Annotated in this window: 14 protein-coding genes and 2 pseudogenes; 5 read left to right on the top strand and 11 right to left on the bottom strand. The window is 62.8% G+C overall.

Translation table 11 applies throughout. The features are described 5' to 3' along the window. The 5 genes and pseudogenes from QZ213_RS16585 to QZ213_RS16565 all read right to left on the bottom strand — a co-directional run. Nucleotides 1-309 (bottom strand): annotated as a pseudogene (locus QZ213_RS16585) (hypothetical protein); the annotation flags it as partial. 390 nt (nt 310-699) lie between these two features. Then, entirely contained in the window at nt 700-1,095 is a 396-nt protein-coding gene (locus QZ213_RS16580) for a histone (RefSeq protein ID WP_291687174.1), read from the bottom strand. A 76-nt stretch (nt 1,096-1,171) separates the two neighbouring features. Then, nucleotides 1,172-2,488, bottom strand: coding sequence for a glycolate oxidase subunit GlcF (gene glcF, locus QZ213_RS16575; protein ID WP_291687173.1), 1,317 nt, complete (start codon nt 2,486-2,488; stop codon nt 1,172-1,174). Beyond that, nucleotides 2,485-3,723, bottom strand: a complete 1,239-nt coding sequence (locus QZ213_RS16570; protein WP_291687172.1) for an FAD-binding protein — start codon at nt 3,721-3,723, stop codon at nt 2,485-2,487. The genes glcF and QZ213_RS16570 overlap by 4 nt, the downstream gene beginning before the upstream one ends. A gap of 10 nt (nt 3,724-3,733) precedes the next feature. Beyond that, entirely contained in the window at nt 3,734-5,227 is a 1,494-nt protein-coding gene (locus tag QZ213_RS16565) for an FAD-linked oxidase C-terminal domain-containing protein (RefSeq protein ID WP_291687171.1), read from the bottom strand. 251 nt (nt 5,228-5,478) lie between these two features. On the opposite strand from QZ213_RS16565, the gene cycA reads away from it, so the two are divergent. Next, nucleotides 5,479-5,877 (top strand): cytochrome c-550 CycA, encoded by a 399-nt coding sequence (cycA, locus tag QZ213_RS16560; RefSeq protein ID WP_291687170.1) that lies wholly within the window; start codon nt 5,479-5,481, stop codon nt 5,875-5,877. A 168-nt stretch (nt 5,878-6,045) separates the two neighbouring features. Here the strand turns inward: cycA and QZ213_RS16555 are convergent, their stop codons facing one another. Beyond that, nucleotides 6,046-6,264, bottom strand: a complete 219-nt coding sequence (locus QZ213_RS16555; protein WP_291687169.1) for a hypothetical protein — start codon at nt 6,262-6,264, stop codon at nt 6,046-6,048. A 312-nt stretch (nt 6,265-6,576) separates the two neighbouring features. On the opposite strand from QZ213_RS16555, the gene QZ213_RS16550 reads away from it, so the two are divergent. Further along, the gene (locus QZ213_RS16550; protein ID WP_291687168.1) at nt 6,577-6,729 is read left to right on the top strand and encodes a hypothetical protein; all 153 of its coding nucleotides are present in this window, start codon (nt 6,577-6,579) and stop codon (nt 6,727-6,729) included. Between the two features lie 82 nt (nt 6,730-6,811). Continuing rightward, nucleotides 6,812-7,072, top strand: coding sequence for a hypothetical protein (locus tag QZ213_RS16545; RefSeq protein WP_291687167.1), 261 nt, complete (start codon nt 6,812-6,814; stop codon nt 7,070-7,072). 19 nt (nt 7,073-7,091) lie between these two features. Here the strand turns inward: QZ213_RS16545 and QZ213_RS16540 are convergent, their stop codons facing one another. Further along, nucleotides 7,092-7,277, bottom strand: a complete 186-nt coding sequence (locus QZ213_RS16540; RefSeq protein WP_291687166.1) for an MJ0042-type zinc finger domain-containing protein — start codon at nt 7,275-7,277, stop codon at nt 7,092-7,094. Nucleotides 7,278-7,367: 90 nt separating this feature from the next. Next, entirely contained in the window at nt 7,368-8,330 is a 963-nt protein-coding gene (locus QZ213_RS16535) for an alpha/beta hydrolase (RefSeq protein WP_291687165.1), read from the bottom strand. A gap of 314 nt (nt 8,331-8,644) precedes the next feature. On the opposite strand from QZ213_RS16535, the gene QZ213_RS16530 reads away from it, so the two are divergent. Beyond that, nucleotides 8,645-8,827, top strand: a complete 183-nt coding sequence (locus QZ213_RS16530; RefSeq protein ID WP_291687164.1) for a hypothetical protein — start codon at nt 8,645-8,647, stop codon at nt 8,825-8,827. A 221-nt stretch (nt 8,828-9,048) separates the two neighbouring features. Here QZ213_RS16530 and QZ213_RS16525 read toward each other — a convergent pair whose 3' ends face one another. After that, entirely contained in the window at nt 9,049-9,702 is a 654-nt protein-coding gene (locus tag QZ213_RS16525) for a tetratricopeptide repeat protein (RefSeq protein ID WP_291687163.1), read from the bottom strand. 130 nt (nt 9,703-9,832) lie between these two features. Continuing rightward, nucleotides 9,833-9,958, bottom strand: a complete 126-nt coding sequence (gene ykgO / locus QZ213_RS16520; RefSeq protein ID WP_002718645.1) for a type B 50S ribosomal protein L36 — start codon at nt 9,956-9,958, stop codon at nt 9,833-9,835. A 294-nt stretch (nt 9,959-10,252) separates the two neighbouring features. Between ykgO and QZ213_RS16515 the strand changes: the two genes are divergently transcribed. Beyond that, nucleotides 10,253-11,281 carry a fatty acid desaturase gene (locus tag QZ213_RS16515; protein ID WP_291687162.1) on the top strand — a complete coding sequence of 343 codons (1,029 nt, stop codon included), beginning with the start codon at nt 10,253-10,255 and terminating at the stop codon, nt 11,279-11,281. A 15-nt stretch (nt 11,282-11,296) separates the two neighbouring features. Here QZ213_RS16515 and QZ213_RS16510 read toward each other — a convergent pair. Beyond that, a pseudogene (locus QZ213_RS16510) lies at nt 11,297-11,485 on the bottom strand (phosphate acetyltransferase); the annotation flags it as partial.

Genomic DNA, 11,485 nt, shown 5'->3' with positions numbered 1-11,485 from the left:
CGTAGATATCGACTTCGGCCGCGGCGCGGTTCGGGAAGGAAATGCTCTCGAACGAGGAGCCAACGTAAAGCTGGAGGTCCTTGGTCACGTTGTAGCGCGGCTCGAAGTAAGCGGCGACCGACGGCTTGTGGTTCGACTGGGTAACGCCGGGAAGATGTAGTCGTTCATGATGGCGCTACCGAAGGCGAAATCCCAGGGATCGAACGCCGGCGGAGGCGGAGCCTTGGCAGCCTTCAAAGGCATATCCGCAGCGAAGGCGGAACCCGATACCATCGCCAGCGCCGTTGCTAACAAAACCATTTTCTTCATGACGATCCCCATCACATTTAAAACATCAGTCCGATTCCGGCGCCCCCCAGGGACAAGCGATAACCGACTGCAGCGAATTTCCTTAACGTGACAGCAATTTGGAGCGTGACGTCCGCACAGTGAAGCAAAAAAGACGAGCATTTGCCGCCTTTTTAGGCGTTATGCTCCTTCTCGCAAAGGTTGTCGGCGGGTGTTGCATTCCGACAACAATTTTGACCCATTTCAGGGTCGTTCGGGCGACATTTCGGCCACGAGAAGGCAGCGTGAGGGGGCTGGATCACCGAACTCCACGAATCAAATGCGAGGGACCCGCAATAAGACAGGCCGCAGCGGCGGGCGCTGCGGCCTGGAAATGTCCGTCTGGATGTCCCCGCGATCCCGGGAGTCCGGCTAGTTGCCGTCGTCTCCGCCAGTGGATGACGGGGTCGACGAACTCTCGCCCCATGACGGCGCAGGACTGGGAGTGGCCCAGCTCGGCGCCGGGGCGGGCGCAGGCGCAGGCTCAAACACAGGGGCGGCGGGCTTGGGTGCCGCGGGCCTGGCCGCCTTCTTCTTTGCAGGGCCCTTCTTGGCGCCGGCCTTCTTGGCGGATTTCTTCGGCGCGGCCGCCTTGGACTTTTTGGCAGACTTCTTGGCGGATTTCTTCGCCGACTTCTTCGCCTTCTTCACCGATTTCTTCGCGGTCTTCTTCGAAGATTTCTTCGCGGATTTCTTCTTCGCCGTCACAAGACTCTTCTTGGCCTTTTTGGCCTTCTTGCCACCCTTTTTCTTTTTGCCTTTAGCCATCGTGATCCTCCTGTTGCCGCCGACCAATGTCTATCGAGCGTTTCAAGTCGTCCGCCTCGAGCTCGAGGCCCAACGATCAGTTCAATCCTGGCCGGGGACCGCCTGTCGCCCAATCGAGAAGCTCAACCGTGTGCACCACAGGAACTGACGTGCCGCCGGCAATTTGCACCATGCATCCAATATTGCCCGCAGCAATCATGTCCGGCTTGACCATCGCAATATTGGCGACCTTCCGGTCACGCAACTTGTTCGCAATGTCAGGCTGGAGAATGTTGTATGTCCCCGCCGAACCGCAACACAAATGGCTCTCGGGTACATCTTTCACCACGAATCCGTTCTTGGAAAGCAATTCTTTCGGAAGCCCCGTGATTTTCTGCCCGTGCTGGAGCGAGCAGGCCGAGTGATAGGCGATCACGATGTCGCTGTGCTGCTGCGTTGGCCGCAGCGAAATGCCGCCGAGATACTCGGTGATATCCTTGGCCAGCGCCGATATTTTCGCAGCCGGACCGGCGAAGTCGGGGTCCTCGCGCAGCATATAGCCATAGTCCTTGATCACGGTGCCGCACCCCGACGTCGTCACCAGGATGGCGTCGAGACCGCTCTGCTCGGCCTCCCTGAGCCAGACGCCTATGTTGGCGCGGGCCCGCGCCAGCGCGTCGTCGTCGCGTCCGAGGTGATGGGTCAGCGCGCCGCAGCATTGCTCGTCCTTGACCAGCACCACCTCGACGCCGTGACGGGTCAACAGATTGATGGCGGCCTGGTTGATGCGCGGCGCCAGAACCTGCTGGGCGCACCCCTGCAGCAGGGCGACCCGTCCGCGCTTTTCTCCCATCGCTGCAAAAATGCTTCCGCCGGATGGTCCCGCCGCCGGCAGGCTTGCCGGCGAAAGCGCCAGCAACGCCTTGATTTGCCTTAATAAATTTGGCGCCCCCGATACCGCTTTGGGGGTCGGCAGGAGCGCGGCCAGCGGCCGGCCGAGCCGTCCCAGAATCATGCCGGCGCGGAGCAGGCCGGGCCGCGGAAGAATCCAGGCCAACGCCGCGCGCAACAGGCGCTCACCAAGCGGCCTTCGATAGTCCTTTTCAATCCTTGCGCGCGCCTGATCCACCAGATGCATGTAGTTCACGCCGGAGGGACAGGTGGTCATGCAGGACAGGCAGGAGAGACAGCGGTCGATGTGCTTGACCACTTCCGCCGTCGGCGGCCGGTTCTTTTCCAGCATCTCCTTGATCAGGTAGATCCGCCCGCGCGGGCTATCGAGTTCGTCGCCGAGCAGAACATAGGTCGGACAGGTCGCGGTGCAGAACCCGCAATGCACGCAGGCGCGCAGGATCTTGTCGGCTTCCGCGATATCGGGATCGGCGAGTTGGGCAAGGCTGAATTCGGTTTTCATGCCGCGGAACCTCGTATCATCCGGCCGCGATTGAGGACGCTCCTGGGATCGAAGCTCTGGCGGACCCGTTCGCTTAAGGCCGCGACCCCGGCCCGCTGGGGATGAAACACGTCGACATTGCGGCGTACCTCGTCGGAGGCGCGTAGCAGCATGGCGTGACCGCCGACGGCATTGGCGTGGCGACGCACCAGGGCGGCCTGGGCGTCCGGCTTCGGCGGCAGCGCCGCCCAGATCAGCCCGCCGCCCCAGTCGTAGATCACCTCGCCGCCGGCGTCCCGCGCCAGCTGCTCGCCGAGCGCGCCGCCCGCGGCCGGCGGACAAACGATCCGCCACACCGGCCAAGCCCCCACCGCGCCGCCGGCCGCGAACGGCAGCACGTCGCGAATCGAACCCCAGATCACGGCAGAGGCGGCGTCTTCGATCGTCTGTGCCGCGCCGAACGGCGCCAGAAGCTTGCCGAGCGCGGCGGCACGGTGAGCGGCCGACGCCGCAATGCCCTCCAGCCGCAGCAAGGTGACCGCCTCGCGCGTCGATCCGAGGTCGCCGAGCTCACTGACTTCAGCGCGAGACGCCGAGTTCGGCAGATGCGCCGCGCCGGAAACGTCGAACGGCGAGCCCAGCGCCGCGGTCATCGCCCGGTTTGCGGCGGCATCGTCGAGTCCCCGCAACACCAGCGTGCGCTCGCTCTCGGGCCGCGGCATCACCTTCAACGTCACTTCCGTCATGACCGCGAGCGTGCCCCAGGATCCCGCCAGCAATTTGCAGAGATCGTACCCGGTGACGTTCTTCACCACCCGGCCGCCGGCCTTGAAACTTTCGCCGAAGCCGGACACGCCATGTGCTCCCAGAAGATGATCGCGGGCGCCCCCGGCCTTGATGCGGCGCGGACCGGCGAGGCCGGCGCCGATCATGCCGCCGATGGTGCCGAGGCTTGGTGTGCCCAGCAGCGGCGCGGTGTCGACCGGTTCGAACGCGAACTGCTGATTTTTGGAATCGATCAGCGACTTGACGTCGGCGAGCGGCGCGCCGGCCTGCACCGTGATGATCAGTTCGTTCGGCTCATAGGATGTCACCGCATTGAGCGCCGACAGGTCGAGCAGCGCGTTGGTCGCCATCGGCTGGCCGATCAGCCGCTTGCTGCCATGGCCGATGATTTCCAGGGGCTGCTCGCCGGCGATCGCCGCGCGCACCGCGTCCTCGACATCCCTGGCGTCGCGTATTTTGAGAGTGTCCACGATCAACTGCTCAAAACCGCGGAATGTCTGGAAAAGCGAGCTTGCCGCCATGGACGTGCATGCGGCCGAGTTCGGCGCAGCGGTGCAGGGTCGGAAACACCTTGCCGGGATTGAGCAGCCCTTGCGCGTCGAACGCGCATTTCAGGCGCTGCTGCTGGTCGAGATCGATTTCGCTGAACATCTCGCCCATCAGGTCGCGCTTCTCGATGCCGACGCCGTGCTCGCCGGTCAGCACGCCGCCGAGTTCGACGCAGGCCCGCAAGATGTCGGCGCCGAAGGCTTCGGCCCGTTCCATTTCACCCGATTTGTTGGCATCGTACAGGATCAAGGGATGCAGATTTCCGTCGCCGGCATGGAACACGTTGGCGACGCGGAGATCGTATTTCACCGAGAGATCGCGGATTCTCGCCAGCGCCTCCGGCAATTTGCCGCGCGGGATGGTGCCGTCCATGCAGAGATAGTCGGGCGAAATGCGCCCGACGGCGGGAAAGGCCGCCTTGCGGCCGGCCCAGAACAGATTGCGCTCGGCTTCGGAGGTTGAAATCTGGCAGGTGGTCGAACCGCATGTCAGCGCGATCGCCTCGACCCGCTTGATCAGTTCATCGACCTCGACCCCGGGACCGTCGAGTTCGATGATCAAGAGCGCCTCGACGTCGAGCGGATAGCCGGCATGGACGAAGGCCTCGGCGGCGTGGATCGCCGGCTTGTCCATCATTTCCATGCCGCCGGGAATGATCCCTGCGCCGATGATTTCAGCCACGCATTGACCGGCCGCCTCGACTTGCGCGAAACCGACCATCAGGGCGCGTGCCGTCTCCGGCTTCTGCAGGATCCGCACCGTGATCTCGGTGATGACGCCGAGCAGGCCTTCGGATCCCGTGATGATGCCCATCAGGTCGTAGCCCGAGGTCTCGGCGGACTTGCCGCCGATCCTGATGACTTCGCCCGTGATCAGGACGATTTCGCAGCCCAGCACGTTGTTGGTGGTCATGCCGTATTTCAGGCAATGCACGCCGCCGGAATTCTCCGCGACATTGCCGCCGATCGAGCAGGCGATCTGCGACGAGGGGTCGGGAGCATAATAGTATCCGGCGTGGGCGACCGCCTGGCTGATGGCAAGATTGGTCACGCCCGGCTCGGTCACCACCACGCGGTTATCGAAATCGATGTCGCGGATGCGCTTGAATTTGCCCAGCCCCAGCAGCACCCCATCGGCGAGCGGCAGCGCGCCGCCCGACAGCGAGGTGCCCGACCCGCGCGGCACCACCTTGATACCCTGCTCGAAGCAGTATTTCAGGACTTGGGAGACCTGTTCGGTGGTATCCGGCAGCACCACGACCATCGGCGGCTGACGATAGGCCATCAGGCCATCGGACTCGTAAGGCAGCATTTCGGCGGGACTGTCGATCACGCCCTCGCCCGGGACGATGGCGCGCAACGCCGCCACGATGGCCTCCCGGCGGTTCAAGACCGCCTGATCCGGTGCTGGCATCATGATGGCCATGTCTGTGTCTCCCCCGCGCGCCTCGGGCTGCGAGCGTTCGTGCTCGCCGATTTCGCGTGGCAAATCAAGCACGTCTGGACCGCTTTGGGTAGCTCGCCCGCGGCATCGCATGCCGGTACGCCACCTATCCGAAAGACGTAGGCAGGAGAGATGAAACGGTCAGGGGGTTTCACGGCTTGTCCACCGCAAGCGCCCTGTGCGACAAGGGCGCCGGCACCGTCGCCCTCCTCCGAAACCATGAAGAGCACACCATGAAAAAACTGACCCTGAACGCGCTGCTCGTCATCGCAACGTCCGCAGCCGCATCGAGCGCGCTGGCGCAGGACGTCGCGGCCGGCAAGACGTCCTTCAACAAATGCATGGCCTGCCACTCGATCGGCGAAGGCGCCAAAAACAAGGTCGGCCCGGAGCTGAACGGGCTCGACGGCCGCAAATCCGGCACGGCCGAAGGCTACAGCTATTCGGACGCCAACAAGAATTCCGGCATCACCTGGAACGAGGCCCAGTTCAAGGAATACATCAAGGATCCGAAAGCGAAGGTTCCGGGGACCAAGATGGCCTTCGCCGGCATCAAGAACGAAAACGAGATCAACAATCTCTGGGCGTTCGTCTCGCAATTCGACAAGGACGGCAAGATCAAGGGCCAGTAGCGCGCCAAGCGCGGTTAAACCGCACGCGGAACGAACCTCCTTCGGCATCATCGACGGTGATGCCGAAGGCGGGCGACAACATTGTCATCTCAGCGTCCTGCGCTGCCGTTTGGCGGCAACAGCAACACCCGGCCAGCAGGCGATCGATGCCCAACGAAGGGGGCGAAATCAGCGCGCGCCCTTCAAATTGCATGACGTCGAGCACGTCGTCGTCGTGCCATGATCGCACTTGAGGCAGACCGCCATACACTGATCCATCGCCTTGGGATTGAAGGCGCTGTACAGGTCGGTTGCGCATTTATTATGGATTGATCCCGTCACGTCCTCCTCGGGAGAGCAGGACATCATCAGCAGAGCTGCGGCGATCAAAACAACGAAGCGTCGCATGAACTCTCCGTGTCAGTTGTCAATATGCTTGGGCTCGGACGCGCCGCCAGTGGCGGGCGCGCCGCTCCGCTTCTTGCGGCCAGATTGCACCGGCACAGCGATTCTCGCCAGTCGCGGTTCAGGCCGTAGAGGCTCACATCGCGCCGCGAATGCTCATTCTCCGCCTGTCGCCCGCTTTCGCGCCGCGGCGATCAATTTGCTGCGATTGCGTCAAGTCCCCGGGTCGGATGTGACCTCGTTCACATGCATCGGACGCCAGCTGGGCTACGTGTGGGCACGGCCCTCTTGATGGGGCCCAGCCTGGAGGTCGCAATGACTGCTATCGCAAGAGTTCTCTCGCGTGTGTCCGGAACACAGATTGACGTCGAAATGCTCAAGACCATCGCCATGTTTTGCGGCGTCGGCCTGACCGTGTCTCTGCTGCTTGCGTCCTATGGACTGGATCTCAGTCCGGGCTTTTTCTGAGGCTTTAGCCTTTTGTTTTGACGGGTTTTCTTTGCGCGAACCGGTAATCTACCTCGCTCGAAAACGCTTTGAGGGGTTTTCCATGAAATCATTTTGGCAGTTAAGTCTGGTTGCGGTGTGCGTATTCGCCGAACCGGCATTCGCGCAGAAGCTGGTCGACCCGAATGCAGTTGCGCCCCAGTATCGCGACGCCGCGGAAAAGCGCCGAGCCGAGCAAATCAGGCAAATGCAATGCCGCCACAAGGTCGACGACGCAAAGGTGCTGCCCCGAGACCGGACGGCGGCAATCAACCAATGCCTGGAGGACGGCCCCAATCCGACCACGGCGGCCGTCCGTCAGTAGGCGCGTGCCGAAGCTACCGTCATTCAAACGTCTTTTCGGGTTGAACCGTGAGGCGAATGGCGACTTCCGTTGAGCCGTCGAAAACTTCAAGCAGATGGTTGCAAAGCAGGCAACGATACTCGCCCTTTGGTCCCCCTATGGAAACCAGTTCAATCCGGCGGTAACCGGCCTTGCATTCGGGACAGGCGATATCGGATTTCTTCATGGGCGGCAGGCTACCACCCTTCGGCCGCAGCGCCAACTCGGCGGCCCCGGCTTCACCTGCAATAGGGCTCCGTGTGTCGAGCGGACCCGCCTAGTCGGCGGCGCCCTTGGTGCGCTGCGCGAGCTTGCCGATCATGGCGTCGATCTCCGATATTACGAGGTCGGGTGCTGCGTTTTGAATCATGTGCCCGACCTGCGGCAACACGATCAGTCGTGCATCGCTCACCGCATTCGCGAACGGCCGTGAATGAATATTGGTCGTCACGGTCTTGTCGACATCGCCCGAAATCACCACCACCGGCGCCCTGATATTGCCGTAGCGCGGCGCCTGCGCGGTCACCGCCGCCTTCAGCGTCACCAGATCGCGGGCGTTGGCGAGGAATTCGCGCGGACGCAGCAACAACGGAGTCGCGGTATCGGCGATGAAGTTTTGCGGCATGATCTGCGGCAGGAATACGCCGCGCGCTCCGGGCCCGGTCAGAAAAATGCCGAGCGGCAGCGTGATCGTGTAGGCGAGCAGCGGGCCGATCACGGGCGTGGCGACGGCCCTGTTGTACCAACCGACGCCGCCTCGCCAAGGGTAGGCCACCGGCGCCAGCATGACGAGGCCGGCGACGCGCCCGGGATAGTCGAGCGCCATGCGCGCGCCGAGCGCACCACTCCAGGAATGCACCACGAAGATCGCGGGCCCGACGCCGAGTTTTTCCAGCGCCTCGTCGATCATCCTGCCCTGGATGGCCGGCGTGGAGTCTTGCGGATGCGCGCGCGTGCTCCAGCCGTGACCGGGACGATCGATCAGGATCACCCGATGATTTTCGGCCAGCCGGTCGCCGAGCGGCTGGCGCATCGCCTCGAGATTTGAACTCGCGCCATGGATCATCACCACAGGCGGACCGGCGGCACCCGACTTCCCGATGTCGACAACGTTGAGCCTGCCGCCGGCGACCTCGATCATCCTGCCCTGGGCGGGATAAAGGCGCTGCAGGACGAGGACACCGGCCTGGGTGATCAGCGCCAGGATCGCCAGCGTCGCCAGGAAGACGATTGATATCATTCGCAATGTCCGGATGAGCCTGGGCATCCCCGAGCTACGGTCCAGGGGGCGCGCGGTTTCGTGGCCGCACGCATTCCGCCATATGGATACCGTTTTTGCCGTTGGTCTTAAAATCTACGCGAGTTTTCCCGCCCGCCTACAACGTGCCTTCATATCGCCGTCATCGGTAACTTTATATTTATCGCCAGCCGCGGCGTTGCGAAGTGATGGGCGCGCGCCATCAGGCTGTCGTCGATGGGACCTATCCACGCAATCCACAGGGAACGCGGGGCGGGAGCCAAGGATTTATTCAGGGACAACTAAAGGGTGTTTCGATGAGTTCCAGACCGAGCGAAAATGCCATCGACAGGATTGTGGCCAGCTGCAATGGCGACCTGCACGGTGCGCTGCGGGCGCTGCTATTGGTCAACGAGCAGCTGGAAGCGGAGCTGCAACAGCTTTACGCCGCCGTGGCGCTGGGCGGGCCGTTCGAGCATGGCAGCGAGGTGTTGCATTAATCCGGCGTTCCGCAGTCATCCTTGGAGGCGGCGGGCGGACCTTCTTCCTTCGGACAATCTTCCTTTGGACAGCCGCTGATGGTCGGACGGGCGAGCGGATCGCCCTCCATGATCGCTATACGGGTACAGCGAGCAAGCGAGTTGCCGAAGTCGATTCCAGCTCACAACGGATGGTTTGGGATCGGCTTTGATTCGCGCGCGAACTGATCGCTTGGGATCGATCAGATATCGCGGCCTTCGACCTTTTCGGTCAGGGTTCTGACCAGTTCAGGAACCTTGTCCATATGCGGGTTGATCGCGAGCGCCTTGCGGAAGGCGTCAAGCGCGCGCTTTTCGTCACCGAGGTCCTGCATGATCATGCCGAGCCCCGCCAACGCGCCGAAGTGCCGGGGTTCGCGGACCAGCACCTGCTGGATATCCTGCAGCGAATGGCCGTAATCATTCTTCAGGTAGTACAGCGTCGCCCGCCTGTTCCACGCCTCGACCCAGTCCGGACGCAACTTGACCAGGGCATCGAGCAGTTTCAGCGCGACGTCCATCTGCTGGGCGTCCATCGCGGCCTTGGCGCGCATCATCAACAGCCCGGCGGTATCGCTCGGGGTATGCAGCCACTGCGCCCAGATCCGGGCCTCGACATGCTTGGCGCTGGCTTCATCGGGCGCCACCTTGAGCGCGCCGAACAGGAAATCCAGTCCGCGCGTCTTGTCGGCGCCGACCTTCGGCAGCTTGACCGGAGGTTCGGGAAGCTTCTTCTGCTGTACCGGCGGCACGGCGTGCGGATCCTGCGCCGACGCGGTTATCGGAACCGTCGCCATCGCGGCGGCGAGAAGAATTGCGATCAGGCTGCTGCCGGGATCGGGGAATCTCAATGCCATCGCCAAAGTCTAGACGCGGGAAAACGCGCTGCAAAGCAGCAAACGCGTCAAACCCCCGTGAAGGCGAGAATTTTCGTGGACGGCCGGAAAGCAGGAATTCGGGCTTGTTCAGCCTTGAATCAAGCCGGGATCAACCCTGGCGCGCCTTGAAACGGCGCTGGACCTTGTTGATCACGTAAACCCGGCCCTTGCGGCGGACCAAACGGTTGTTGCGGTGACGGCCGCGCAGCGATTTCAGCGAGTTACGGACCTTCATGGGACAATCCTGATGCGTTGAAAGGCCGTGTTGGACAGGCCGAAAATGGCAAATTGGGCTTAACCCCGCCGGCAGCTACCCGCCCGGGATGCGCGGTTTCTAAGCCATTGACCGGTGGAATGTCAATCCGAACGCGACACTGCAGGCTGCCGCCAGGTCATACGCAAGGGAACCGGCCCTCGCCCGAGGCATCAAAATAAACAAATGTGGTCAAAGGTTTACACCCCAACGCGGATCTTTCGTATATCTAGGTTGAGGACTGCGTCTCGCAGCGACTGGGATTCGGACCTCGCCATGACGACAGTTAAGCTGCCGACCGCAAAGACCGCCGTACTGACCGCTGCGGATTGTGCCATACCCGCCGGCGCAGATCAGCGGCTGCCGCTGCCCGCGGGCGTGCGGCCGTTTCAACTCAACTGGCCCAATATATCCGTGATCGGCGCCTACCATGCGGCGGCGCTGCTGGCCTTTATGCCCGGCTATTTTAGCTGGAGCGGCCTCATCGTGGCCGCGCTCGGCACGCATCTGTGCGGGCTGTTCGGCATCAACCTTTGCTACCACCGGCTCCTCACCCATCGCGGCCTGAAATGTCCCAAATGGCTGGAGCACGCCATGGTGATCGTTGCGATGTCCTGCCTGCAGGAAACGCCGGCGCGCTGGGTCGCCGTCCATCGCCGGCACCATCAATTCTCCGACGAGCAGCCGGATCCGCATAGCCCGCTTGCAGGTTTCTTCTGGAGCCACATCGGGTGGATTCTGGTCAATCAGCCGGAACTCGCGCGGCTTGGGATTTACGAACGCTATGCAAAGGACATCCTGCGCGACCGCTTCTACGTCGCGCTCGAGCGCAACAACTGGCTGCTCTGGATCAATCTCGGCCAGATGCCGCTGTTCTTCGGTGCCGGTTTCGCGGTGGCGTGGCTATCGGGCGAAACGCCGGCGGGCGCGGCGCTGACCGGACTGAGCATCATGATGTTCGGCGTCTTCGTACGCACGGTCCTCGTTTGGCACATTACATGGGCTGTCAATTCGCTGACGCATCTGTGGGGCTACCGAAGCCACGAGACCGACGAGGACAGCCGCAACAACATCCTCGTCGGCCTCATCGCCAACGGCGAAGGCTGGCATAACAACCATCATGCCGATCCGCGCTCGGCGCGCCACGGTCATCGCTGGTGGGAAATCGACAACACCTGGCTCACCATTCGCGTGCTGGCATGGCTCGGACTGGCCAGCGACGTGGTGACGCCGGCCGCGCATCTGGCGGCCCCGCGCCCGGGGAAGCTGACGACACGCGGAACGACCGGTGTTCCGGCCGACTGACCGGTTATGCCGCCTTCAACCCGGATGACTCAGCGGGAATTCGACCATGGCTTCGCCGGTCGCGACCTTCTCGCCCGCCTGGTTGCGCACCACGACGTCGATCAGGACCCAGCGCGAGTTGGCCGTCGCCTGCTTCGATTTCACGATTCCGGTCGGCTGGATGGTGTCGCCGGGCCGGACCGGCTTGACCCACCTGGTTTCCAG

Source organism: Bradyrhizobium sp., assembly GCF_017881085.1.
Taxonomy (GTDB): Bacteria; Pseudomonadota; Alphaproteobacteria; order Rhizobiales; family Xanthobacteraceae; genus Bradyrhizobium.
This window is presented reverse-complemented; position numbering and strand designations above follow the sequence as displayed.